Annotated in this window: 22 protein-coding genes, 1 tRNA gene and 1 pseudogene; 17 read left to right on the forward strand and 7 right to left on the reverse strand. The window is 61.0% G+C overall.

All coding sequences use genetic code 11. The features are described 5' to 3' along the window. Positions 1–272: 272 nt before the first annotated feature. Both Tel_07300 and Tel_07305 read right to left on the reverse strand, forming a co-directional pair. Positions 273–1886, reverse strand: coding sequence for a nitroreductase (locus Tel_07300; protein ID ALP52977.1), 1614 nt, complete (start codon positions 1884–1886; stop codon positions 273–275). A 200-nt stretch (positions 1887–2086) separates the two neighbouring features. Beyond that, a tRNA-Leu gene (locus Tel_07305) sits at positions 2087–2173 on the reverse strand. A gap of 123 nt (positions 2174–2296) precedes the next feature. On the opposite strand from Tel_07305, the gene Tel_07310 reads away from it, so the two are divergent. The 12 genes from Tel_07310 (at position 2297) to Tel_07365 (ending at position 14947) form a co-directional block, all read left to right on the forward strand. Next, positions 2297–4627 (forward strand): exoribonuclease R, encoded by a 2331-nt coding sequence (locus Tel_07310; protein ID ALP52978.1) that lies wholly within the window; start codon positions 2297–2299, stop codon positions 4625–4627. A gap of 6 nt (positions 4628–4633) precedes the next feature. After that, on the forward strand, positions 4634–5371 hold the full coding sequence (locus tag Tel_07315) for a 23S rRNA methyltransferase (protein ID ALP52979.1): 738 nt from the start codon (positions 4634–4636) through the stop codon (positions 5369–5371). 129 nt (positions 5372–5500) lie between these two features. Then, positions 5501–5884: a 30S ribosomal protein S6 gene (locus Tel_07320; protein ID ALP52980.1), complete on the forward strand. Its 384-nt coding sequence runs from the start codon at positions 5501–5503 to the stop codon at positions 5882–5884. Between the two features lie 15 nt (positions 5885–5899). Continuing rightward, positions 5900–6220 (forward strand): primosomal replication protein N, encoded by a 321-nt coding sequence (locus Tel_07325; GenBank protein ALP52981.1) that lies wholly within the window; start codon positions 5900–5902, stop codon positions 6218–6220. 18 nt (positions 6221–6238) lie between these two features. After that, on the forward strand, positions 6239–6469 hold the full coding sequence (rpsR, locus tag Tel_07330; GenBank protein ID ALP52982.1) for a 30S ribosomal protein S18: 231 nt from the start codon (positions 6239–6241) through the stop codon (positions 6467–6469). An 88-nt stretch (positions 6470–6557) separates the two neighbouring features. After that, positions 6558–7481 carry a hypothetical protein gene (locus Tel_07335; protein ID ALP52983.1) on the forward strand — a complete coding sequence of 308 codons (924 nt, stop codon included), beginning with the start codon at positions 6558–6560 and terminating at the stop codon, positions 7479–7481. Between the two features lie 31 nt (positions 7482–7512). Next, complete coding sequence (gene rplI, locus Tel_07340; GenBank protein ID ALP52984.1) at positions 7513–7965, forward strand: 50S ribosomal protein L9; 453 nt, start codon at positions 7513–7515, stop codon at positions 7963–7965. A 118-nt stretch (positions 7966–8083) separates the two neighbouring features. Next, positions 8084–9484 (forward strand): replicative DNA helicase, encoded by a 1401-nt coding sequence (locus Tel_07345; GenBank protein ID ALP52985.1) that lies wholly within the window; start codon positions 8084–8086, stop codon positions 9482–9484. Further along, complete coding sequence (gene alr, locus Tel_07350) at positions 9481–10557, forward strand: alanine racemase (GenBank protein ID ALP52986.1); 1077 nt, start codon at positions 9481–9483, stop codon at positions 10555–10557. The genes Tel_07345 and alr overlap by 4 nt, the downstream gene beginning before the upstream one ends. A 38-nt stretch (positions 10558–10595) precedes the next feature. After that, positions 10596–12773, forward strand: a complete 2178-nt coding sequence (locus Tel_07355) for an acyl-[ACP]--phospholipid O-acyltransferase (GenBank protein ID ALP52987.1) — start codon at positions 10596–10598, stop codon at positions 12771–12773. Between the two features lie 9 nt (positions 12774–12782). Next, a complete protein-coding gene (locus Tel_07360; GenBank protein ID ALP52988.1) occupies positions 12783–14009 on the forward strand; it encodes a hypothetical protein in 1227 nt (408 codons plus the stop codon). A gap of 251 nt (positions 14010–14260) precedes the next feature. Then, complete coding sequence (locus tag Tel_07365) at positions 14261–14947, forward strand: hypothetical protein (GenBank protein ALP52989.1); 687 nt, start codon at positions 14261–14263, stop codon at positions 14945–14947. Between the two features lie 46 nt (positions 14948–14993). Here the strand turns inward: Tel_07365 and Tel_07370 are convergent, their stop codons facing one another. Together Tel_07370 and Tel_07375 are read right to left on the reverse strand one after the other, a co-directional pair. Next, on the reverse strand, positions 14994–16622 hold the full coding sequence (locus tag Tel_07370; protein ALP54770.1) for a diguanylate cyclase: 1629 nt from the start codon (positions 16620–16622) through the stop codon (positions 14994–14996). Positions 16623–16723: 101 nt separating this feature from the next. Next, a complete protein-coding gene (locus Tel_07375) occupies positions 16724–17338 on the reverse strand; it encodes a hypothetical protein (GenBank protein ALP52990.1) in 615 nt (204 codons plus the stop codon). Between the two features lie 373 nt (positions 17339–17711). On the opposite strand from Tel_07375, the gene Tel_07380 reads away from it, so the two are divergent. The 5 genes and pseudogenes from Tel_07380 to Tel_07400 all read left to right on the forward strand — a co-directional run bounded on the left by Tel_07380 (position 17712) and on the right by Tel_07400 (position 22206). Further along, the gene (locus tag Tel_07380) at positions 17712–18218 is read left to right on the forward strand and encodes a hypothetical protein (GenBank protein ALP52991.1); all 507 of its coding nucleotides are present in this window, start codon (positions 17712–17714) and stop codon (positions 18216–18218) included. Between the two features lie 7 nt (positions 18219–18225). Continuing rightward, a pseudogene (locus tag Tel_07385) lies at positions 18226–20691 on the forward strand (ATPase P). A 13-nt stretch (positions 20692–20704) separates the two neighbouring features. Next, a complete protein-coding gene (locus tag Tel_07390) occupies positions 20705–20908 on the forward strand; it encodes a cytochrome C oxidase Cbb3 (GenBank protein ALP52992.1) in 204 nt (67 codons plus the stop codon). Positions 20909–20935: 27 nt separating this feature from the next. Next, entirely contained in the window at positions 20936–21487 is a 552-nt protein-coding gene (locus tag Tel_07395; GenBank protein ID ALP52993.1) for a hypothetical protein, read from the forward strand. A 380-nt stretch (positions 21488–21867) separates the two neighbouring features. Then, positions 21868–22206: a hypothetical protein gene (locus Tel_07400; protein ALP52994.1), complete on the forward strand. Its 339-nt coding sequence runs from the start codon at positions 21868–21870 to the stop codon at positions 22204–22206. Between the two features lie 132 nt (positions 22207–22338). Here Tel_07400 and Tel_07405 read toward each other — a convergent pair whose 3' ends face one another. From Tel_07405 to Tel_07415, 3 genes are read right to left on the reverse strand one after another with little or no spacing between them, the layout of a single operon-like run. After that, positions 22339–22926, reverse strand: coding sequence for a hypothetical protein (locus tag Tel_07405; protein ID ALP52995.1), 588 nt, complete (start codon positions 22924–22926; stop codon positions 22339–22341). Positions 22927–22957: 31 nt separating this feature from the next. After that, positions 22958–23758 carry a hypothetical protein gene (locus tag Tel_07410; protein ALP52996.1) on the reverse strand — a complete coding sequence of 267 codons (801 nt, stop codon included), beginning with the start codon at positions 23756–23758 and terminating at the stop codon, positions 22958–22960. Then, positions 23755–24435: a hypothetical protein gene (locus Tel_07415; GenBank protein ALP52997.1), complete on the reverse strand. Its 681-nt coding sequence runs from the start codon at positions 24433–24435 to the stop codon at positions 23755–23757. Before Tel_07415 ends, Tel_07410 begins: the two co-directional genes overlap by 4 nt. Positions 24436–24464: the final 29 nt, after the last annotated feature.

The following is a 24464-nucleotide window of genomic DNA, read 5'->3' on the forward strand; positions in this document are numbered from 1 at the left end:
TTCCATGCTTCCGGGCAGGGCGCCGCGCCGGGCCAGGACGGGACTGCCTTGCAGGCCGAGGGTCGGTGCGCCCCGGCACCCACTTGGTGCGGTCGACATGGAGGAGAAGGTGTACTGAGTCACCACCGCCGCCGGGCCAGCGCAGGGTATATGCTCACATCTTGCGCCGGGCCTGGCAAATCGGCGTCAGGGCTGCAATCAGCGCGTATAGGCCTTGTCTCACCGTCGCGCCTTGCGTCTATGCAAAGCGGTCTCGTGTGTAGGCGCTGTGCTTAGCGTTGCAGGTGCGCATAGGGCGGATCCGTCTGGATGCGTGTATCAAAGACCCCTTTGCCGACGGTGAAGTGATACAGGCTCTGCCAGCGTTTGTCCTGAATCCCCAATACTTCATGCACGGCATCGTCGAAATAACAACCGATGCCGGTGCCCTGGATGCCGGCGGCCTCAGCCTCCAGGTACAGCACTTGGCCGATCATGCCCGCCTCCCAGTACAGTCGACGATAGTGCCAGGCGCCGGCTCCAAGCACCGAGGTATCGGCGATCATACCCAGGCTGAAACAGCTCTGGCCGGCGATGCCCTGGTGGCAGGAAAGCGTGGCGGCCAGGGTCTGGCTATCGGCATGGACCAGCTTGTACAGCGGCAGGTGCTCGGGGCACGCGTCGACCTGTTGCCACTGGAACTGTTCACGGCCGAGGGCGGACTTGAACGCATCAAGGCTATGGGGATTTCTGACCAGGGCATAGAGCCCCGGCGCCAAATCATGGACGCGATGGACAAACAGCACCATGTTAATGCTGTCGCGCCAGGGCGTGCAGTCCCAGGGCGGCAACCTAGGGCGTGGCAGGGTCATGTCCAGCATACGCAACAAGGCGTCCCGGCCGATAGGCGTTTGGCCGTCGAAGGCCTGGGCGCTGCGGCGCCGGCGGATGAGGGCGGCGGCCGTCAAATCGCAGGGGCTATTCAGTGGCGCGGGACGCGCGTCAAGGTTTGCTTTAGCAGCCTCGGTCACCGGCTTTCGGGCCGCTCGGCTTACCTCATCGATGATGGGCCATCGATGCAGGTGATGAGGCGACAACACATTGGCTCGCCCGGACCATTCCCCGTGGTTGACGCTGTCGATCAAGCGGTCAATCGCGACAGCGTGCCTTGCGCAGCCGCTGCTGATGTGCAGCAGCAGGTCGGGATGTTCACGTTCGGCATCGCCGAAGTCAGCGGCGCGCGCGAGGCCGAGCAGGGTGGCCTGTTGTGAGTCACTGATTCGATCCAGCAGCTGCACGCGCCAACCCAAGGCCGCGGCGCCGTAGCGCAGGGCGGCGAGGGCGTGGCCGGTGTCCAGTTGGCAGTAACGGTAGGCACGTTCGCCGTATTTCCAGGCCTCGCGCCAGTGGATGGCGCTGATGCCGATTAGCAAGGTATCCGGCGGCAGGACGTCGTCCTGGAATACACAGCGTTGTTCCAGTTGATGGTCGCGACTGAGATAGTGGTGCACACCGCCGGCCAGATCGCCCAGGGTGTTGCAGATCACATAGGCCTCCTCGGCGTGCAGGTTGCCGCTGGAGGGATTGCAGCGCAGGGCCCACCTCGCCTCGCCGTAGCGCTTCCAGGCGCTCAGGCCCAGGGCCAGTTCCAGCAGGCCGCCAAGGTTTTCCAGGGTGAGCGGCTGCGCTTCGATTGTGTCCGGCGCATATATATCTATATAGAGTGACGCCAGCCGGTCGGCGATCAAAGGCAGATCGGTCTTGGCGGCACCCTCGAACCAGCGGAAGGCCTCGGGCTGGTCGTCCCAGTCCAGGGCCTGCGGTCCCGCCGCGTAACGCTGCAGCTGGTGCTTGGTGATATCGTGATAGTGGCGCACGACATCGTGGTCGGTTTTATCATCTGTCATCGCGCTATTGTCCCTCTTCACGTCTTTGTCGCATAGCGGCCAACGGGACCTCAAGGTGTTGTTGGCAACCGCCATCAGGGTGACGTCGATCGGGTGGGTGTGGACGGCAATACTCCGATCATTCAGGATGACTGTAAATCACGGGAATTCCCCGCTCAAACCGATATGATCGAGCTGACAAATGAATTATATATGTGGGATGGTGCCGAGGAGAGGACTTGAACCTCCACGGGGTTGCCCCCACTAGCACCTGAAGCTAGCGTGTCTACCAATTTCACCACCTCGGCATGAAGAAGTGAAAAAAGACGTGTCAACGTCTGAGGCCGCGCACTTTAGCAAGATTAATTCGCGTCGTCAATCGCTTGGCGTGTACAATGTGCGCCAAGTTAAATGATAGGAAAATCAAATCGATGACCAAACGCAAACCCCAGGATCCCAACTTCGAACGCGAGGCGCAAAAATACGATAACCCTATCCCCAGCCGTGAGCTGATCATGGAGATGCTGGCCGACGAGGGCGAGCCCATGTCGATGAAACGGGTGGCGGAGGCCTTGGGGCTGGAGAGTGAGACGGAGCTGGAAGCCCTGCGGCGGCGATTGCGGGCCATGGAACGTGACGGTCAGCTGGTGCGTAATCGCCGCGACCGTTTTGGTTTGGTGAGTAAGATGCAGCTCATCTCCGGCCGCGTGATCGCCCATCCGGACGGATTCGGCTTTTTGGTGCCGGACGACGGTGGCGACGATCTGTTTCTGTCGGCGCGCCAGATGCGCACTCTGCTGCACGGTGATCGGGCCCTGGCGCGGGTCTCCGGCGTCGACCGCCGCGGCCGTCGTGAGGGCACGGTGGTGGAGGTGCTGGAGCGCGCCAACAATGAAGTGGTGGGGCGCTTCATGCTGGAGCACGGCATCGGTTTCGTGGCGCCGGACAACAAGCGCATCACCCAGGACATTTTGATTCCGCCCGAGGGCCGCGGCGGCGCCAGCAGCGGCCAGATCGTGGTGGCGCGCATTATCGAACAGCCCTCCAATCGGGCCAAGCCCATCGGTGAGATCGTCGAGGTGTTGGGCGATCACATGGCGCCGGGCATGGAGATCGACATCGCCATCCGCGCCCATGAATTGCCGCGCGAGTGGCCGCCCGAGGTCAAGGACGAGATCCGGGTGTTCGGTCGTGAAGTGGAAGAGGCCCACAAAGCCGATCGCGAGGATCTGCGTGACCTGCCCCTGGTCACCATCGATGGCGAGGACGCGCGCGATTTCGATGACGCGGTGTATTGCGAACGCCAGGGCAAGGGTTGGCGTCTGCTGGTGGCGATCGCCGATGTGTCCCACTATGTCGATTTTGACAGCGCCCTGGACAAGGAAGGGCGCACGCGCGGCAACTCGGTGTACTTTCCCGGGCGGGTCATCCCCATGCTGCCCGAGGTGCTGTCCAACGGCTTGTGTTCTCTCAATCCGAAAACGGACCGTTTGTGCATGGTGTGCGAAATGGAGCTCACCGCCGCGGGGGCGGTGCGTGATTTCCGCTTTTTCGAGGGCTTGATGCGCTCGTCGGCGCGCCTGACCTATAACGAGGTGGCCACTATGGTGGTGGAGCGCGACATGGCGCTGCGCCGCGAACACCAGCAGCTGGTGCCGCACCTGGATAATCTGCATGAGTTATATAAGGTGTTCCGCGCGCGGCGTGATAAGCGCGGCGCCATCGATTTCGAGACCACCGAGACGCGCATCGTCTTCGGCACCGAGCGCAAGATCGACCAGATCGTGCCGGTGGAACGCAACGACGCCCACAAGCTGATCGAGGAATTCATGATCGCGGCCAATGTCTGCGCAGCCAAATTCCTGCTCGACAACAAGATCCCGGCGCTGTATCGCGTGCATCAGGGGCCCTCGGAAGAAAAGCTGACCGCCCTGCGCGAATTTCTCTCCAGTGTCGGTCTGACCCTGGGCGGCGGCGACGAACCCGAGCCGAAACACTACGCCAAGATTCTGGATCAACTGCAAGGTCGGCCCGACGCCCACTTGATCCAGACCGTGTTGCTGCGCAGCCTGCGCCAAGCGGTCTATACGCCGGAGAACAACGGCCACTTCGGCCTGGCCTTCGACGCCTATGCCCACTTCACCTCGCCCATCCGACGCTATCCCGATTTGTTGGTGCATCGCGCCATTCGCCATGTGGTGCGCGGTAAGCCGGTGAAACAATACAAATACGGCATGAGCGACATGCTGGCCTTCGGTGAGCATTGCTCCATGACCGAGCGGCGCGCCGACGAGGCCACCCGCGACGCGGTGGACTGGCTCAAGTGTGAGTATATGCAGGACCGGGTGGGCGAGGAGTACGACGGCATCATCTCCAGTGTCACTGGCTTCGGCCTGTTTGTGGAGCTGGACGACATCTACGTGGAGGGCCTGGTGCACATCACCTCGCTGGCCCAGGATTATTACCAGTTCGATCCGGTGCATCACCGCCTCATCGGCGAGCGCAGCAACAAGGTCTACGGTCTGGCCGGCAAGATCCGGGTCAAGGTGGCGCGCGTCGATCTGGAACGCAAACGCATCGATTTCGAACTGGCCGAGAGCGAGCTGGAGGCCGGCGCTAAGGGCGCGCCGAAAAAGAAAAAATCGAGCCGACAGCGCAAACGGGGCAAGGGTGACGCGGCCAAACCGGCGGCGGCTGAAAGTGAGGCGCCCAAGAAGAAAAAGAGTCGCCGTAAGCGTAGTCGCAAGAAGTCGCCGAAGTAGGTTTTTATGTCCATCGTGTTCGGTATCCATGCGGTGGAAGCGGCGCTCAAACAAAGCGCTATCGCGGAATTATGGCTGGCTGAGAGTCAGCGCCCCAACGCCCGTCTCAACCGCCTGCTTGACCAGGCCAAACGCGCCGGGGTCAGGATCCAGCACCGGCCGCGTGAGGCGTTGGACCAACTGGTGCAAGGCGAGCGGCATCAGGGCGTAGTCGCCCGGCTGGCGGCTGTCGAGCCCGCAGCCAGGCCGCCGGACCTGATGGCGCTCATCGACGGCCTGGACCATGCGCCCTTGCTATTGGTGCTGGACGGCGTCACCGATCCCCATAATCTGGGCGCCTGTCTGCGCTCTGCCAATGCCGCCGGTGTCGATGCGGTCATCGTGCCCAAGGACAAGGCGGTGGGCCTGACGCCGGTGGTGCGCAAAGTGGCCTGCGGCGCGGCCGAGACCACGCCCTTCTATCAGGTCACCAACCTGGCCCGCACCCTGCGCGAGCTGCAGCAGGCCGGCGTGTGGCTAGTGGGGGCGGCCGGCGAGGCCGGGGCCAGTCTCTATGAGACCGATCTGCGCGGACCCCTGGCCTTGATGCTGGGCAGCGAGGGCAAGGGCTTAAGACGCCTGACCCGCGAGCACTGCGATCTGCTGGTCAAGATCCCCATGGCAGGGGCGGTGGAGAGTCTGAATGTCTCGGTGGCGACGGGGATATGTCTGTTCGAGGCGCTGCGCCAGCGGAGTGCGCGTTGATCTTTGGCCGCGCAATTGCATCCCCCTGGAAATTCCCGTAAAATCACGCCCCTTGCCGCCAGGCGCGGCGAAACCTCCTTGCCTTACCGCATGGTGCGGAAGGCTACATAGCCATAGGGAGCTAGATAAATGAGACATTATGAAGTCGTGTTCTTGGTCCACCCGGACCAGAGCGAGCAGGTTCCGGCCATGATCGAGCGTTATCGTTCAATCGTCGAAACCGAAGATGGCCAGGTCCATCGTCTGGAAGACTGGGGCCGTCGTCAGCTGGCATATCCCATCGCCAAGGCCCACAAAGCCCACTACGTCCTGATGAATATCGAATGCACTCAAAACAGCATCGATGAGCTGTCCAGTGCCTTCCGCTTCAACGACGCCGTGATCCGCAACATGATCATCCGTCGTGACGAGGCCGTGACCGAGCCTTCCTTCATGGTCAGGAGCCGGGATGATGATCGTGATGACGATTCTTCATCGCGCTCTGACAAGAGGTCGGATTCGGAAGCCGCCTAAGGCGTAGCAATCCCATTGCACAACCAACTGGTGTTGTCAGGCGTTGTCTGCAAGGCACCGGAAACACGGTACAACCCAGCGGGTATTCCTCTGACGCGCTTGTCAGTGGAGCACCGCTCCCGCCAGATTGAGGCGGGCTTGGAGCGAGAGGCCTACTGCCGCATCGTGGTGATCGCCACCGGGCAAGAACTCTCAAAGAAGGCCCAGGCCCTGAGCCAGGGGCAGGCGGTCAAAGTGGCCGGCTTTATCAGCCGCGCCGACAGCCGCCAGGGGCAGGCCATGCTTGTGCTGCATGCCCAGGCGCTCCAAGGGTTGGCATCATTGGATCAGGAATAGATAGTTTAGGAGATCAACATGGCTCGTTATTTTCGTCGTCGCAAGTTTTGCCGGTTTACCGCCGAAGGTGTGAAAGAGATCGATTACAAGGATCTCAACACCCTGAAATCGTATGTCACTGAAACCGGTAAGATCGTGCCCAGCCGCATTACCGGCACCAAGGCCCGGTATCAGCGTCAGCTGTCCACTGCCATCAAGCGCGCCCGTTATATCGCGCTCTTACCCTATAGCGACGCGCACAGGAAGTAATATGCATGCCGACCCACAAGTCGGCATTTGTTTTCACCGCAGGGAAGGTCGGGAGTAAGCTCAGATGCGTGGCTTAGGCGCCTACATTATGCGCGGGCCGCTGCAGGCCATGCTGGTGACCGCCGCTCTGGCGCTGGTATCGCTGGTGCCGATTCTGGGCGTGGTGAGCATGCTCAGCGGTGCGGCGCTGGCCCTGGTGACGCTGCGACACGGCGCCCGGCAGGGTATCACCGTGCTGCTGGGCGCGGGGGTGATTACCGGCGTGTTCATGTATTTCGTGTTCGGCGCCATGGCCTTGGGTTTTGTGTTTCTGTTGTTGTGGTTGCCCTTGCTGCTGCTGGCCCTGGTGCTGCGCAGCAGCGCCTCGTGGTCCATCGTGATCGATGCGGCGACGGCGCTGGGATTGGCGGGAATCGTGGTGTTCTATCTGCTCACGGGCGATCCGGTGCAATTCTGGCAGAATGTACTGAGCCAGATGGTTGAGCTCATGAGCGCCCAGGGCGGTGGCATGGAGGGGATGGAGACGATTCAGAACCAGCTGCCCATGTTTTCCCGTTGGCTGACCGGCATGCTGGCGGGGGCGCTGGTGATGGGACAGATATTGAGCCTGATGGTAGGGCGCTGGTGGCAGGCGCTACTCTACAATCCGGGCGGCTTTCGGCAGGAGTTTCTGGAGTTGCGTCAGAGCCGCCTCGCTGCCATGGTGCTGCTGGCGATTCTGGTGCTGAGTCTGCCGGACCTGGGGGGCGTGAGTGACATGGCGGGTGACATGATGATTGTCATGGTCACCGTCTACAGCATTGTAGGACTGGCCCTGGTGCACGCCTTGGTGGACCGCACCGGGCGGCATGTGGGTTGGCTGGTGGCGCTGTATCTATTTTTGTTCATCCTGCCGCCGCAGGCCATGTTGTTGTTGGCCAGTGCCGGCTTTGCCGACAGCTGGGTGAATTTTCGGAGGCGCTTGTCATCGCTACAGCAGAAATCCGATGATGATCGTAATGACAATCAATAAGTTAGCTTAACTACTTAAGTAGAGGTGTGAAATGGAAGTAATCTTGTTGGATAAGGTGACCAATTTGGGCGGCTTGGGCGACCAAGTCAAGGTACGTCCCGGTTATGGTCGCAATTACCTGATTCCTAACGGTAAGGCCGTCATGGCCACACCGGACAACAAGGCCTATTTTGAAGAACGTCGCGCGGAGCTGGAAAAGGCTGCGGCGGAGGCCAAGGCCGCCGCCGAGGCGCGTGCGGAGAAGATCAACGGCACCAGCGTTGAGATAGCCGGCAAGGCCGGCGAAGAAGGCAAGTTGTTCGGTTCCGTGGGGACTGAGGACATCGCCGTGGCGGTGGCCGCTGCCACCGGCACCGAGGTGGCCAAGCATGAAGTGCTGCTGCCCAAGGGTGTGCTGCGCAATGTCGGCGAATACGAGGTCGAGCTGCAGCTGCATGCCGATGTCAGCGCCGAAGTGAAGGTGGTCGTGGTCGCCGAGGCCTAAGCCGGTCGCGGGTCGGCGGCTGTCCCCCAGCCGCTGGCCCGAATCTTGACGGCTTGTCTTTTCGCCGGACTTGCCGCATTGTTACCGTGTTCCGGCCACTGTCGTTAAGCCACTAAAAATGCCAGAAACATCCCCAGTCCCGTTCGCTCAGGATGAAATCCTAGAGGCCCTGAAACGCCCGCCCCATTCGATTGAGGCGGAGCAGTCCATGCTTGGCGGACTGATGCTGGATAACTCCACCTGGGATCAGGTGGCCGACCTGGTCGGCGAAGAGGATTTCTACCGCAAGGACCACCAGCTTATCTTTCGCGCCGTGCGCCGGCTCAGCGAGGAGGGCACGCCCTTTGACGTGGTGACCCTGTCCGAGTGGCTCGACAGCCATAACGACCTGGATAACGCCGGCGGTCTGTCGTACCTGGGCATGCTGGCCAACAACACCCCCAGCGCCGCCAACATCAAGGCCTACGCCAACATCATCCGCGAGCGCTCGGTGCTGCGTCAGTTGATCAGCGTCGGCACCAAGATCTCCGACAGCGCCTTCAATACCGAGGGGCGCAATAGTGTCGAATTGCTGGACGATGCTGAGCGCATGGTGTTTGAGATCGCGGAGAAGGGCGCCAACCAAAAAGGCGGCTTTGCGATCATCAAGGATGTGTTGGTGAATGTGGTGGATCGCATCGACCACCTCTTCAATCAGGACGGTTCCATTACCGGCCTGCCCACCGGCTATAACGACCTCGACGATATGACGTCCGGCCTGCAGCAGGGTGACCTGATCATCGTCGCGGGCCGCCCTTCCATGGGTAAGACCACCTTCGCCATGAATATCGCCGAACATGCGGCCATGACCTGTGACAAGCCGGTGGCGGTGTTCAGTATGGAAATGCCGGCCGACTCCTTGGCGATGCGTATGATTTCATCCCTGGGCCGTATCGACCAGAACAAGGTGCGCAGCGGCAAGCTTGACGATGACGACTGGCCGCGCCTGACCTCGGCCATCGGCATGCTGCAGGAAAAACCGCTCTTTATCGATGATACCGGAGGCCTGTCGCCCAACGAACTGCGCGCCCGCTGTCGCCGCCTCATGCGCGAACACGGCCAGTTGGGGTTGATCGTGATCGACTACCTACAGCTTATGCAGGTGCCCGGTTTCAAGGAGAACCGTACTGCGGAAATCTCTGAAATCTCACGCTCACTTAAAGGTCTGGCCAAGGAAATGGACACGCCGGTGATCGCCTTGTCACAGCTCAATCGTAGTTTGGAGCAACGGCCCGACAAGCGCCCGGTGATGTCGGACCTGCGTGAATCAGGTGCCATCGAGCAGGATGCCGACGTCATCATTTTCATCTACCGCGACGAGGTTTACAAAGAGGACAGTCCCGACAAGGGCACGGCCGAAATCCTGATCCGCAAACAGCGTAATGGCCCCATCGGCATGGTCCGCCTGACCTTCCGGGGCAAATACACCCGCTTTGAGAGTTTTGCCCATGATATTTACGACGCCGGGGATTTCGAATGAGCTTCGCCGTCGAGGCGCACATCGATCTGACGGCACTCCGGCATAACCTCCAACGCGTTCGCCAAGCCGCGCCCGATGCCAAAATCATGGCTGTGATCAAGGCCAACGGCTACGGCCATGGCATGGTCCAGGTCGCGAAAGCACTCCATGAGGTTGATGCCTTTGCGGTGGCGCGTCTGCATGAGGCGCTGGCGTTGCGCCAATCAGGCATTGAAAACACCATTGCAGTCTTGGAAGGCTTTCAAAGTGCAGCCGATCTCGACCAATTCGCCCGCCATGCCTTGCAGCCGGTTATTCACCACGCCCGTCAGATCGAGCTGTTACAGCAGACACGCCTCAGCACGCCCTTGCAGGTCTGGCTCAAAATCGATTCGGGCATGCATCGCATGGGCGTGGCGCCTGAGAATGCCCGCGAGTGTTGGCAAGGGCTGGATGCCTTGGGGAGCGTAGCGGCGGTGCGACTCATGACCCACCTGGCCTCAGCCGACGTGCGCGACAGCAAGCAAACCGAGCAACAGCTGGAGACATTTCAGCAGGCCATCGCGGGTATTGACGCCGAGACCAGTATCGCCAATTCGGCCGGTGTGCTGGGGTGGACTCACAGCCACAGCGACTGGGTGCGTCCAGGCATCATGTTGTACGGCGTTTCACCCTTTTGTACGGGCACCGCGGCCGATGACGATTTGCAGCCGGTGATGACCCTGAGTTCACGCTTGATCGCCGTTAACCACGTCAAGCGCGGCGATGCCGTCGGTTACGGTGCCAGCTGGGTGTGTCCCGACGACATGCCCCTCGGGGTGGTGGCTTGCGGCTACGGCGACGGTTATCCGCGTCATGCGATAGCGGGCACGCCGGTGTTGCTCAATGATGCTTGCGTCCCCGTGGTGGCGCGGGTGTCCATGGATACGATCTGTGTCGATCTGCGCACTCAGCCCAAGGCCGACATCGGCGATCCGGTCGTGTTGTGGGGCAAAGGACTGCCGGTGGAGGAGATCGCTGCGGCGGCGGGCACTATTCCGTATGAACTGTTGTGCGCGGTAAGTCGCCGGGTGAACCTTCACCATCAGGCCTGAACTTCGGCCAGCCGGGGGCGAAGCGTGAAAGGCAAGCAATGATCAGGATTCTGGCATCGATACTGCGCTGGTTGCTGGCGCGTTTGTATAAGATCGAGGTCGCCGGCCGGCACCACCTGGACGACCTGGATGAGAACGTGTTGGTGGTGGCCAACCACACCTCGTTTCTCGACGCCTTGTTGTTGTATCTGTTTCTGCCGTTTCCGGTGACCTTCGCCATCAATACCCATCAGTCCCGCCAATGGTATGTGCGTGCCTTCAGGGACGTGGTGCGTCTGTTTCCCTTGGACCCGGCCAACCCCTTGTCGATCCGCACCCTGATCCAACAGCTGCAGCAAGGCGAACGGGTGGTGATCTTTCCCGAGGGACGCATTACCGTCACCGGCGCCCTGATGAAGGTCTATAACGGCCCGGGGTTGGTGGCCGTCAAGAGCGGCGCCCAGGTCTTGCCGGTGGCTATCAACGGCGCGCAGTACACCACCTTTTCGCGCCTCAAGAACAAGGTGAGACTGCGCTGGTTTCCCAAGATTACGCTCACCATCATGGCGCCGCGCCGTATCGAACCGCCGCAGAATCTGCGCGGTCGTGATCAGCGTGAATACGCCGGCAAGCGGCTGTCCGATCTTATGGTGGAGATGGTGTTCCAGGCCGATGCGGCCAACCACAATCTGTTCAAGAGTTTGCTCGACGCCCGCAATATCCACGGCGGTTCCCATGGCGTGGTGGAGGATCCGCAGAAGACCCGTCTCAGCTATAACGATCTGTTGCTGCGCATCATCTTGCTGGGCCGGTGGTTTAAGACTCGCACCGGGCGAGGCGACAAGGTGGGCGTGCTGCTGCCCAACATGAACGGCGCGGTGGTGACATTCTGGGCCCTGGTGGCCCAGGACCGGGTGCCGGCCATGCTCAATTTCACCGCCGGCGCGAAGGGGATGGTGTCGGCCTGTGAGACGGCCGGCCTCAAAACGGTTGTTACGTCGCGCCAGTTTATTCGACGCGCGGATCTCGATGAGGCGGTCGCGGCGTTGGCGGACAAGGTGGAGATCCTCTATCTGGAGGATCTGGCCAAGGACATCGCCCGCGCCGATAAGTTGAAGGCCTGGATCGCCAGCCGCCTGGAGGCGTTGATCAACAGTCAGGTCGATTGCCAGACCGATCCCGATGCCGCGGCGGTGGTCTTGTTTACCTCGGGCTCCGAGGGCGTGCCCAAGGGCGTGGTATTGTCACACCGCAATCTATTGGCCAATATTCGCCAGCTCACCACGCGTTTTGATTTCAACGCCCACGATGTGCTGCTCAACGCCATGCCCATGTTCCATGCCTTCGGCCTGACCGGCGGTACCTTGCTGCCCATCCTCAGCGGCATGCGCACCGTGCTCTATCCCTCGCCGCTGCATTATCGCGTCATTCCCGAGTTGGCCTACGATACGGGCGCCACCATTCTGTTCGGCACCAATACCTTTCTGGCGGGCTATGCCAAGGCCGCCCACCCCTACGATTTCTACTCGGTGCGTTATGTCTTTGCCGGGGCGGAGCGGCTTAAACCCGAGACCCGTGAGCTGTGGCAGCAGAAATTCGGTGTGCGCATTTTTGAAGGTTACGGCGCCACCGAGTGCAGCCCGGTGGTGGCGGGCAATACGCCCATGGATTATCGTCCCGGCAGCGTGGGTCGGCTGATGCCGGGCATGGCGTATCAGCTCGAGGCTGTGGCAGGTTTGGAACAGGGCGGTCGGCTGCATGTGCGCGGTCCTAATGTGATGGCCGGCTATCTGTTGCATGATCGGCCCGGTGAACTGGTGGCGCCGCAATCCGTGTTCGGTCCCGGTTGGTACGATACCGGCGACATTGTCACGATCGATGCCGATGGCTTTATCTATATCCAAGGTCGCGTCAAACGTTTCGCCAAGGTGGCCGGTGAGATGATATCTCTATCCGTAGCCGAAAACCTGGCCGCCAAGCTCTGGCCCGATGAACAGCATGCCGCGATCGCGGTGGACGATCCGGGCAAGGGTGAGAAAGTCGTCTTGCTGACGGAGCGGCCGGGCGCCGATCGTTCCGCTCTGCTGGAGCAGGCCCGCCGCGAGGGCGTGGGCGAACTCGCCCTGCCGCGCCAGGTGATCACGGTGTCGCAGATTCCGCTGTTAGGCATCGGCAAGATCGATTATCTGCGCGCCGCCGCCTTGGCGGAAGATCGGCTCGCGGCACATCGAGACTAAGCTGGGCGCGTGATCAACCGTCGTCATTTCCTGGTACTGCTGGGCCTCTTCGGTCTCGCCGCCGTGGGGCTGCGCTATTGGCCGCGGCAGGGTTGGTGGAATCCCTGTCTTGAGGGACCGATTCCAGCGGCGTTGCTGCAACACGAGTTGCTTCAGGCCGCCTGGCAGGGTATTGATCCAAACCAGGTGTGGGACAGCCACGTCCATATCGCCGGGGTGGGGGACGGCGCCAGCGGTATCCATATCGATCCGGACATGCGTTCCCCCTTACATCCCATTCAGTACGCCCAGTTCCAGTTCTATCTTGATGCCGCCTGCGTCGATGACGTCGACAGCATCGATGCAGCCTATGTCGCGCGGCTGCTGCATCTGCAGCGGGGATTCCAGTCGCGCAGCCGTCTCATGCTGCTGGCCTTGGATTATCGCCACGATCAGGCCGGCCGCGCGCAGCCGCAGCAAAGCCAGCTATACGTGCCCAATGAATATGCGGCCGCCTTGCATCGGCGCCATCCCGAGGCCTTTGAGTGGATCGCCTCCGTTCATCCTTACCGGGAGGATTGTGTCGAGGCGCTGGCCTGGGCGGCGGCCCACGGCGCTCGGGCGGTCAAATGGTTGCCGTCGCTAATGGCTATCGACCCGGCATCGAAACGCTGCGACGCGTTTTATGCCGCCTTGAGGCGCCACAATCTGCCCTTACTGACCCACGCCGGCTCCGAATACGCCCTGGATGTGTTCGGCTCGCAACGGTTCAATCATCCGCTGCTGTTGCGCTATCCCCTGGAACAGGGCGTGACCGTCATCGTTGCCCATTGTGCCTCTCTCGGCAGCGCCCCCGATCTGGACAAATCGCCGCATGCGCCAGCGCGCCACAATATGGAATTCTTTGCCCGCCTGATGGCGGAACAGGATTACGAGGGACAGCTCTACGGCGATATTGCCGCGATCACGACAGTTAATCGCAGCCTGGATGTGATTCAGACCCTATTCACACGCGAGCAGTGGCAGCATAGACTAATCAATGGCTCGGACTATCCGATTCCCGGTGTCATGCCCCTGTATGCGCTTGAGCGTTATGTGGCGGCGGGCGTCCTCAGCCGGGAGGCCGCCCGGCTGTTGACCGAGATCAGACGCTACAATGTCTTATTGTTTGATTTCCTCCTCAAGCGCAGTCTGTGTTTCGACGGTGCCAGACTTGGGGCTCAGGTGTTTGAAACGCGCCGACTGTTTTCCGTTTAAAGCGATATCGGCATGGTTTGCGATGCAGATGCCGGACTATTGAACCAAGCGGGACGGTTTTTCGACGGTGACGGGTAATCACGGTGTACCCTGGTGACGGGGACGGACCCCTGGCTCAGGGGGTATTGTGATAAGAATTATGTGCAAGGACGTGAATCATTTTGGCGAGATTAGCGCATCATCGAAGACCTGATACGTCAGGTGAAAACAGCGTGCCTCCGAGGCTGCGTTGCGGCGCTACGGCGGCATGTTTGACCGTGCTGCTGTGGGGCTTGATTATGGCCGGATGTAGCGCTACGCGGCCCGAGATCGATGCACCCAGCGCAGTGCAGCAATTGCAGATGCAGATAACTCGCCTGGAGCAGCGCCTCGCCGAGAAAGAGCGGGAGATCAATCGCCTGAGGGCCCAACAGCAGGGCCGGGCGAAGGAGTTGCAGCAGAGCGCCAGCGAAGCCGCGCAGGCCGAGGTCAAGCTGCGTCGGTTTGCCACCGAGGCTGATGTAGTCTCGCGGCTGGCCGAGGTGGAAGTGGCCTTGGAAACGTTGCAAAGCCGCTTGGGCAAGGATCGACAGGCGCCGCTGCAAAGCACGGCCCAAGGTTTGCTCGACGCGGCCTCAAGCGCCTTTGACCGAGGTGAACTCAGTGAGGCCGCAGAATTGGCGGCCCAGGCGCGGCAATTGATTGACATGCTCAGCGAAAATTTAGCCGCAGCGAATCTGCAGTCGGCGCCGGAAGTGCCCTTCAAAATCACCATCCCATTGCGCACCAAGACGGACACGCGCCTGCGCCGTCAGCCGGACCCGAACGCCGCCGTACTCGATGTGTTGCAGCGCACCACGCCGGTCATCGTGCGTGCTTACCGTGGACCATGGTTGCAGGTCCAAACCGAGGCGGGCGATTCAGGTTGGGTGCTGGGCGAGCTGCTCGAGCCGCGCTAGGGGTGGGCGCCGCGCGCGGCCGCTGCATTACAATTATTCGAGTATGTCAAAGGGCGCAATGAACCCGGTTGCGACCGGCATGCTTGGCTGCGTAGAGCACCTCGTCGGCGCGCGCAATAATGGCCTCTATATTTTTGTCGCTGTCGCGTATACCGGCGACGCCGATACTGAGGGTCACCGCCAATGACTGTCCCTCGAATTGACAGCATTTGTCTCGAATCGCACCGCATATGCGCTCCGCCAGATCCCGCGCGGTAGCGGTGTTTGTTTCGGGCAACACGATGACAAATTCCTCGCCGCCGTAGCGTGCCGCATAGTCGACACTGCGGATTGATTGGGTCAGGATGTGAGCGACGCTTTTCAATACTTCATCGCCGGCCAGATGGCCGTAGCTATCATTGAGCGCCTTGAAATGATCGATATCCAATAACAGCACGGCGAAGGGATGGCGGTGGCGTTCATAACGCGCCAGTTGATCGGTCAGAATATCATCCAGCTTTTTGCGGTTGTAGAGACCGGTGAGATTATCCGTAATCGAAAGCCGTTCCAGCAGCTGGTTTTGCTGTTGCAGGGCCTGATTGGCCGCCTCGACTTGGGCATGACTGTGACGCAGATGCTCGGTCATCTGATTGAATACCCGGGTGAGACGGCCGATCTCATCACGTCGCGTTACCGGAAGCGCTATCTCCAAATCACCGGCGGCGACACGGTCCGCGGCGCCGGTCAGGCGTTCCAACGGTGTGACGATGGAGCGCCCCATCCCCCAGCCGATCAAGGCCACCAGCAGCGTCAGTCCTCCCAGCAGGCTGAGAAACAGATTGCGAAACGCCGTCCATGCCTGGTAGATCTCGTCGCGGTCCCGCTCGGCGACCACCAGCAGGGGCAGAGTCCCTGCGGTGTCGGCGAGCCCGAGGACTTCGCCGGTTAAGGGACGCTCATAAACGATGGGTTGGCCCTGATGCTGTATCAGTCGTTGGACTGTCCGCGACTCCAGTGGGGATAGCTCGCTGGACCGGGCTAGGGTATCCAGTAATGGTCTTCCCGCCCGGTCCATGAGCACCACGTATCCCGCAGATATGTCAGACCTGTGTTTCAGCGTTGGGGCCACACTGTTCAGATCGACCACCGCAACCAAGGCGCCGATAATTTTGTCGTCGAGCGACAGTACCGGTACGGCCAAGCTGAAGGTCGCGGTGTGGGCGCTGCTGTCCCAATGCGGCGCGTCGATCACCACACCCTTGGTTGCGGCGTCTTCGGGCCACGGCGCCGACAGGGAGACGACAGCGCCTGTCTGGGCACTGCTGGCCACCTGCTTTCCGGAGGCGTCAAGCACGGTCAATTGCAGCAGCGCATCCAGTTTCTGTTCCACCAGCCGCAGATAGTGCGGCAGCATCTGCAGTGCGTTATCGCCGTCAGCGGTGTCGTTGTGTTGGGCGATGCCGTTGATGACCGTATTTGAATTGGACAGCGTGCGTAAGCCGTCGACGCGTTCCTTGAGCCAGAACTCCAGTTCGCGACGGGTGTCGCCCGCCAGCACACGCAGTTGGTGTGTGACATTGTCGGCGATCATGGTCTCGTTCTGCCAGAAGGAAAGCAGGCCCAACCCCGCTGAGGGGATCAGCGTGGCCAGAACGGCGAAGATTAGAATCTTGCTCTTGATGCTGCTTACCGCGATCACGACAGCCCTTCGTTCGTCGGATATCAGTCAGCAAGTTACACAGAAAATGGATTGTAGGCCAGTGTTGGAGCGTCGTGTATAGGCGACAAATTGAGGCTTTACTCAAATTCGTCCAAGCCGCTTTCCTTTTGTTCCAGTTCCCGGGCCCAACGTTCTTCTACGCTCTCGTCGGTATTCACCGATTCTTCTTCGAGTTTGGCGTTTTGGGTCGGCAGCACGTCATTCTCGTAGCGTTTGAAAATAACGATCTTGTCGCTGGCGTGCACTTGTACCAGCTTCAGGCATTGACCTTTGGCCGAGGTGAACTTATTCAGCTCGCCCACTTCACAGCGATCGGCGCCGTGTACGCGAATGTAGTCGATGTCGTCGCAAGGGAGACCGCTGAAGGTGATTTCGTTAAAGCGGTCGTTGGTGGGTTTGAGGTGCTGAAAGCCTTTGGTGACTGTCTCGTAGCGGACCTCTTCATCGACGTAGGCGGAGAACATGAAAATAATGCTGGTAATCTTGTCGGCCAGATCATTTTTCAGCCTCAGGCCGACACGGCAATAGGCCGCACCGGACTCGGTAAATTCCACGCTGAGGCGGGCGTAACGGTTGTCGGGTGGTGTGTTTTTTATGTACTCCCAACTGTGGTCGTCCTTGAGGAGAACACGCTTGCCGTTGACGGCGACGGCCTCGGTATCCGCCATGACGCTGGGGCTGGTGAAGATCAAAAAGGCGAAAACTGTTGCAAGTCTGCGTGTCATGCGGAAATACCCGTCGTTGTTGGCTGCGCCGTTGAGGCGTAAAGACCGCATTATAGGCCGCCTGCCTGTCGACTCACAAAGCCATACTTTGGGAGCCCAGGCCGGCGCTCCATTGAGGGGGTCGCCGCGAGGCCGCAGGGCCATCAAATGTCCTAAGTTAAATAGTGGATTTTAATAACGTTTTCTCTATATCGCGGGGCGTGCTCGTTAGCGAGGGTGGCCGCCATGCCGGGGCCAAAAAGCTGGTCTACTATAAATATGTATTGGTTTTAGATGTATCGAATGCTAATATGCGCAAAGAGCTTATGAAATATAGGTGTATATTTGATAGGTGTATACCATGGCAAATGAGACAAAACAGGAACCCGCTTGGCGCAACCCCTGGGTTTGGACCTTGGCGAGCATCATGGGTGTGACCTTGCTGGTAAACATTACCCTGATCACCATCGCCTTTTTGGAACCGCCCGGCTTGGTTGTGGACGACTATTACGAGAAGGGAAAATCCTACTTGTATAATAAGGCCCAGCGCGAAAAAGACCTCGCCCGGCTGGCTTGGGACTTGGAACTGGATCTGCCCAAGTCACCGCAACTGGCCGAGCCCCAGCCCTATTTGGTGCGGGCGGTGGACCGCAACGGCCGTCCCATCGAGGGGGCGCGGGCTGAGTTCGCCGCCTTTCGTCCGGTCGAGCACGGCCATGATTTCGTCGTCGCCATGCAGGATGTGGGCGCCGGTTATTATGCCGCCAATGTGGACTTCGGGCTGCCGGGCAACTGGGATTTGATCGTCACGGTGCAGCAGGGCGAAGATAAACTCGATATCGCCGAGCGCATTTTCATCGACGATTAACCGCCCTATGTCAGTCGCCGCCGAGACGTGTTTCCATTGCGGCCTGCCGATCGAGCCTGCGGCACGTCAGCAGGGGCTGATCAAGGGTTGCTGTCATGCATTCTGTTGTTCCGGCTGCCTGCTGGTGTGTCAGACCCTCCACGAATCCGGTCTGGCCGGTTTCTACGACAAGCTCAAATCCAAGGATGCCCTCGCCCCGCCGCCCCGGGCCGCCCGCGACCTGGAGCAATTCGACCTGGATGACGTCCAGGCCGATTTTGTCACCACCCGCGACGACATCAGCGCGGCCACCGTGTTGGTGGAGGGTATCCACTGCGCCGCCTGTGTTTGGCTTATTGAACGCGCACTCGGCGATTTGGAAGGGGTGCTCACCGCCGAGGTGAATATGGCCCATCATCGCCTGCGGTTGCGCTGGCAGCGCGACAGCTTGTTGTTGTCCACTGTGTTGAAGCGCCTGGCGCAGATCGGCTACCAGGCCGTGCCGTACACCCCCGAGGCGGCGGAAAGCGAGGCGGCCAAGCGCCATCGCGCCCTGCTGTATCGCATGGCCTTCGCCGGTTTCGGCGTGATGAATATTATGTGGATCTCCATCGCCCTGTTCGCCGGTGCCTCGTCGGCCTCCGGTATCGACCCCGAGCACAAACAGTTCTTTCATTGGATCAGCCTGCTCATTGCCACGCCGGTGCTGCTGTATGCGGGTTGGCCTATCATCCGCTCGGGACTGCGCGGTCTGTTGCACGGCCAGTTGACCATGGATCTGCCGGTGACCATCGGCGCCCTGGCGACTTACGCCTATTCGCTATGGATCACCCTGCGGGGTTCGGGTGAGGTCTATTTCGATACCGTGGTGACCTTCCTGTTCATCATCCTGGTGGGGCGCTATCTCGAGGGTGTGTCGCGCCGCAATGCCACCTCGGCCACCCGGCGTTTGATGGAGCTGCAACCGCGCAGCGCCCTCAAGTTGACGCCGGCGGCCGAACCTCAGCGGGTGAGCGTGCGCAGCCTGCGTCTGGGTGATCGGGTGCTGGTGCGCCCCGGTGATAAGGTGCCGGTGGACGGTCGGGTCATGGAGGGGCGTTCCGAGATCAGTGAGGCCATGCTCACCGGCGAGGCTCAGCCGGTGTTGAAACAGGACGGTGATCGCGTCGTGGCCGGCACGGTCAATGGCCAGGGGGCCCTGGTGGTGCAGGTGGAGCAACTGGGCCAGGATACCGCTTTGGCCAAGATCATCCACCTGGTGGAGACGGCCCAAGGCGCCAAGGCCCCCATCCAGTGCCTGGCCGATCGCATTGTGCCCTGGTTCGTCGCCGCCACCCTGGGCCTGGCGGCCGTCACCTTCTTCGTCTGGCTGCGTCAGGACGTCGATACCGCCCTGCTGGCGGCCACCTCGGTGCTGATCATCACCTGTCCCTGTGCCTTTGGCTTGGCCACGCCCATGGGCATCGCCGTGAGCGTGGGGCACGGCGCCAAAAACGGCCTATTGGTCAAGAACGGCGGGGCCATTGAGGGCCTGGCCGGGATCAGCCATGTGGTGTTCGACAAGACCGGCACCCTCACCGAGGGAGAACTTACGGTGGCCGGCATGCATGTCAATCCGGAATCGACATGGGACGAGGCCGAGATCCTGGGCCTGGTGGCCGCGGCGGAGTCGCGTTCAGAGCATCATGTGGCCAAGGCCGTGGTCGCCTATGCCAGACAACGGGGCGGTGAACACAGAGACGCGCAACTGGACAGCTTTCACAGCCTGCCGGGCCAGGGCGTGGAGGCGCAACTGCGAGGGCGTCGGATTCGCATGGGGAATGCCGCCTTGCTGGCGGGCCGGGCCTTGTCCACGTACATGGCCCGACAGCAGGCCCAGATCGAGGCGCAGGGCGGCAGTGCCGTGTTTGCCCTGATAGATGATCAGGTGGTCGCCATCTTCGGCCTGCAGGACCGTATCCGTGAAGAGGCGAGGGCGGTGGTGACGGCCCTGCGGCAACGGGGCATGGGCGTGACCCTGCTCACCGGCGACAGCCGCGCCGCCGCCGAGAAGGTGGCCGAGGCCCTGGGCGGCATGGCGGTGATCGCCGAGGTGTTGCCTCAGCACAAGGAGCGGGTTATCAGCGAGCTGCAGGCCCGGGGCGAGAAGGTGGCCATGATCGGTGACGGCGTCAACGATGCCCCGGCCCTGGCCCGCGCCGATGTGGGCATCGCCATGGGCGGTGGCACCGACGTTTCCATGGACTGCGCCGATTTCGTGTTGATGGACAATTCCCTCTCACGCCTGTTGTTCGGTGTCGATCTGGCGCGCCGCAGCCTGACCATTATTCGCCAGAATATCAGCCTGTCCCTGGGCTATAACCTGATCCTGGTGCCCCTGGCCATGGCCGCCATGGTCACCCCGGTCGTCGCCGCCATCGCCATGCCCTTGAGTTCGCTGGCGGTGATCGGCAATGCCCTGCGTATCCGCCGGCTGAGCCATTTTGAAACGAGAGGAGAATCCGCCTATGGAAACCATTTACGCCCTGGTACCCGCCATGATCCTGTTGGCCCTGGTGAGCGTGGTGGTCTTCTTCTGGGCCGCGCGCAGCGGTCAGTACGATGACATGGAGGGGCCGGCCCATCGTATCCTGGACGACGACGATGATCCGCGCCTGCCCCAGAACAGGCCTGAGGAAAAAAGACCCGAGTCCGATGAGAAGCGGCCCTGATGCTGTTTGGAGGGAGCTGAGGTAACGATGTCGAATGACCATCCCTATACCCACCAAGAGGTGCGATTGGCGCAGCTGCCGCATCAGCTGTTCCTGTTCAACAGCATCGGTAACCATGTCCTGCTCACCGTGATTACCATCAGCGTGGCCATGTCCAATCCGTTACTGATTCTATTGATTCCGGGCATCTCCGCGGTCATCATCGCCTATACCTACGTTCGCGGCAGGCTCTTGGTGAGGCATCCCTGTCTGCTGGTGCGGGCCCATTGGGGCATCGTCATGCGCCGCACCCGGGTCTTCCTGGTGGGCTACATAGCCTTGGCGACGGCGGCCACCGCGGCCTGGCTGCTCTATACCTACGCCGATGCCATGAAGGAGTTGATGTTCGCCCTGGTGGGCGGATTGGGCTTATTGCCCATGATGGTCCTCATTCTGGCCCTGACCATCATTGAATCAGAGACCCTGAGCCACGCCGGGCACGGCTTCGTACCGCCCTGGGCCTGGCGCCGGTTCGGTACCGAGGCAGAGGTGCGGGCATTGGAGGAACGCTTAAACGACACGGCGGATGCGGCGTCATAAGTGCCGGACATCGGTAGTGAAATCCGGGGGCTCTATATATCTTTGCTGCGCAAATGAACGCAAATAATGGCTCGCAACCCGTAGGGTGCGTTCACGCACCAGCGAGCTTCCGACCCCGAACGGCGTGCCTTGCGCCCCCGCCGTACACTTTTGATTCACCTTCATTTGCGGACAGTATTCATACCCCTTTACCCTAACCCTCTTTCCCAGGGACGAGCGGGGATATGGAGGTATTCAGGACACGGGGCTGACTTGATTCCACAGGCCTGATGATCCAATATCCATGGGTCGGGACGCCGAGGGCGGCGCCCTCCAGTGTGAGGAATTCGACAGTGCTAACTCGATCATCCCATCTTGATGACAAGGCCGAGCATCGCCCGGTGGCTGCGGCCCTGAGCGACCCGACGCGCCGTTTGTCCGCACAGGGCTTGGCGGATCGCCGCCCCCAGGGCGTGGCGCAGCGGGTGTTGCAACGCCACAGCGGTATCATCCAGCGCAAGAAGGAGTACTATGCCTACGGCGCCGCCAACACCACGCCCCATATTCATGTCTATAGCGGCGGCGACTGTCATCTAAAAATCTTGGATCGCGGCCGCGTCAGGCGCTATAACATCATCCAGGGCGGCAGGCGTCATGCCCAAGCCGAGGATGCCTTGGCGGCCGCTGCAGGTGTTCAGGCATTGGTCGATGCCATCAATGACCTACTTCAAGCCGTGTAACCCAGTGCCATGTAACCCAGTCTAGCGCTCTTCGTCGCGGGACTTGCCGGGCCTTTTGCGTATGGCCCACACAACCACGGCCACGATGATCACCAGCACAGCCAGTTCCACCAATGCCATTGTCCACATGGTTCAGACCTCGAGCCGGTCTTTGGCGAAATTTAACACCCGTTCGGCACCGCTGTGTTCAATGCGATGTTGAAAGGGTTCCAACTCCCGACGTGACCCGATAAGTAGCACTACGTATTTATGGGCCTTGATGGCCTGTTCCAATACTTCGATCTGCTCCTCGGGGATGCCCATGCGATGCAGCATGGAGGCGACGTGGGAGAAGGCGGCCGCTGCCGCCATGAGGGCGCCTACCAGGGCGCTGTAGGTCATGGTCCAGAGGAAGGTCTCGAACAGCAATGCTTGATCGGTGCCTTCCAGGGAGGCCACGGTGCTGATCAGGCTGGCCACCAATCCCCACAGGGCGCCGATGATGGCGCCCCATTGGGCCCATTTTTTCATGCGCACCTTGGGGGAGGGATAGTAAATGCCGAGAAAATCGTCGCCCTTGGACAGGCGCGGACCGAGGAGGGAGATGCGGTCCATGAGGAAATCGTGTTCGATCAGATATTCGATGGTGCGGATGGCCTGGTTTTCGTGCACAAACACGGCGGCCAGGATGTGTTCCTGAAAGGGACGCCATGGCGTTTTGTTGATCTGTTCTTCGCTCATCTGAGCCCCTTGCGTCGGTGTTCTCCCGATTTTATTGGGTGTTCGCTTGCGCAGTGGCGAGTACCGCCTGTGGCGGGCTGATGCAGTCACGATCGGGATCGAGGGCCGAGATCTGCTCCATGGGCATCTGATGTGGCATGTCGTCATGGGCCTCATGATCATGCCGCCCCAAGGGCGTGCCGCGCAGCAGCGTCACCAGGCCGATGCCGATCAGCAGTATGGCCCCCAGCTTGAGGACCCTGCCGCGCGTGGCCGGGGTGACGCTGCGCAGCAAGGCCGGCGCCGCCAGCATGGCCGGGACCGTGCCCAGGCCGAAGCTGAACATGATCAGGGCGCCCTGCCAACTGGCGGCGGCGCTGAGGCTCAGGCTCAGGCCGGCATAAACCAAGCCGCAGGGCAGCAGGCCGTTTAACACGCCCACGGTGTACCAAGGTCCGGTATTGTCGTGGCCTGCCGCGACCGGTAGCCAACGGCTCAGGCCGGTGATGTCGGCCAGCCGTGCGCTGAACCGGGCAAAGGGATCGGGCAGCCAACCGCCGATATGCAGGGCCAGGAGGATAATCACCAGGCCGGCGAAGATGCTGAGCATATGCTGGACACTGCCCAGCCCGCCCGCCGCAGTGCCGTGGGCGACCACACCGCCGATGAGGCCGGCCACCAGACCCAGGGCGGTGTAAGTGGTGAGCCGGCCCAGTTGGTAGCTGATCAGTCCCGGCCACCAGGTCTGGGGGCGGCTCATGCCCATGGCCGCGACCAGGCCGCCGCACATGCCGATGCAGTGCAGACTGCCGAGAAAGCCGATGGCGAATCCGGCGGCCAAGAGTTCGGTCATTGACCCCCCGTGATGTCGGACGCCTCGTCCAGCAGGCTCAACAAACGATCGAATTGGTCTGGCGGCACAAACTGCAGCAAGGGCTTGTCCTGCGGCGGCACCACCACATCCAATCCCAGTCTTGGATAGAGTAGATGCAGGTTGCCGTCGGCGTCACGGCGACGTTCGCCGGGCTGACCGAACTGCCTTTCGATCAGCGCCGGCGCGAGGGAGATGGGTGGGATATAGGTGAGCGACTTGACGATACTGGCGTCCACGGCGCCCCGGTGCTCAGGCGCGATCTGCATCTTGATATTGCCCGAGGGGAAGGCCATGGGCCGGTGTGCCTGCGCCTTGATGCGGTCGATGAGCTCGGGGGCGGCGTCCAGTTCGATCACGATCTTGGCGCGATCGGGTGAGGTGGGGAAGAAGGCCTCCAGGGTCTCCTGGGCACCGGCGGGACGTTCGACCTGCACGAACAGGGCGCGTTCGCTCTGGCTGTGCAGTGCCGCTTCTGCCTGCTTCAGGGTGGACTGCCCCAGCACGACGCCGAGAACATGGAGCCGGCCCTGGGCGTCCAAGTGAGCGTTCCACACGCGCATGGACGAAGAGGATTGATCGGCCTCACCCCCCGGCCAGAGGGTGAAGATCGCCAGGCCGATCAAGACCGCAGTCAGCAGCTTCAGTTTCGTGCTCATCGTATAGGTCTATAAATAAATACTCTCAG

It is taken from the genome of Candidatus Tenderia electrophaga, assembly GCA_001447805.1.
GTDB lineage: Bacteria > Pseudomonadota > Gammaproteobacteria > Tenderiales > Tenderiaceae > Tenderia > Tenderia electrophaga.

Bases quoted from the DNA above. Each gene is read 5' to 3' on its own strand.
- Tel_07320 (ALP52980.1), top strand. From the start codon at position 5,501: ATGAGACATTATGAAGTCGTGTTCTTGGTCCACCCGGACCAGAGCGAG.
- Tel_07415 (ALP52997.1), bottom strand. From the start codon at position 24,435: ATGAGCACGAAACTGAAGCTGCTGACTGCGGTCTTGATCGGCCTGGCG.
- Tel_07310 (ALP52978.1), top strand. From the start codon at position 2,297: ATGACCAAACGCAAACCCCAGGATCCCAACTTCGAACGCGAGGCGCAA.
- Tel_07405 (ALP52995.1), bottom strand. From the start codon at position 22,926: ATGAGCGAAGAACAGATCAACAAAACGCCATGGCGTCCCTTTCAGGAA.
- Tel_07345 (ALP52985.1), top strand. From the start codon at position 8,084: ATGCCAGAAACATCCCCAGTCCCGTTCGCTCAGGATGAAATCCTAGAG.
- Tel_07390 (ALP52992.1), top strand. From the start codon at position 20,705: ATGGAAACCATTTACGCCCTGGTACCCGCCATGATCCTGTTGGCCCTG.
- Tel_07315 (ALP52979.1), top strand. From the start codon at position 4,634: ATGTCCATCGTGTTCGGTATCCATGCGGTGGAAGCGGCGCTCAAACAA.
- Tel_07355 (ALP52987.1), top strand. From the start codon at position 10,596: ATGATCAGGATTCTGGCATCGATACTGCGCTGGTTGCTGGCGCGTTTG.
- Tel_07410 (ALP52996.1), bottom strand. From the start codon at position 23,758: ATGACCGAACTCTTGGCCGCCGGATTCGCCATCGGCTTTCTCGGCAGT.
- Tel_07380 (ALP52991.1), top strand. From the start codon at position 17,712: ATGGCAAATGAGACAAAACAGGAACCCGCTTGGCGCAACCCCTGGGTT.
- Tel_07300 (ALP52977.1), bottom strand. From the start codon at position 1,886: ATGACAGATGATAAAACCGACCACGATGTCGTGCGCCACTATCACGAT.
- rplI (ALP52984.1), top strand. From the start codon at position 7,513: ATGGAAGTAATCTTGTTGGATAAGGTGACCAATTTGGGCGGCTTGGGC.
- rpsR (ALP52982.1), top strand. From the start codon at position 6,239: ATGGCTCGTTATTTTCGTCGTCGCAAGTTTTGCCGGTTTACCGCCGAA.
- alr (ALP52986.1), top strand. From the start codon at position 9,481: ATGAGCTTCGCCGTCGAGGCGCACATCGATCTGACGGCACTCCGGCAT.
- Tel_07335 (ALP52983.1), top strand. From the start codon at position 6,558: ATGCGCGGGCCGCTGCAGGCCATGCTGGTGACCGCCGCTCTGGCGCTG.
- Tel_07395 (ALP52993.1), top strand. From the start codon at position 20,936: ATGTCGAATGACCATCCCTATACCCACCAAGAGGTGCGATTGGCGCAG.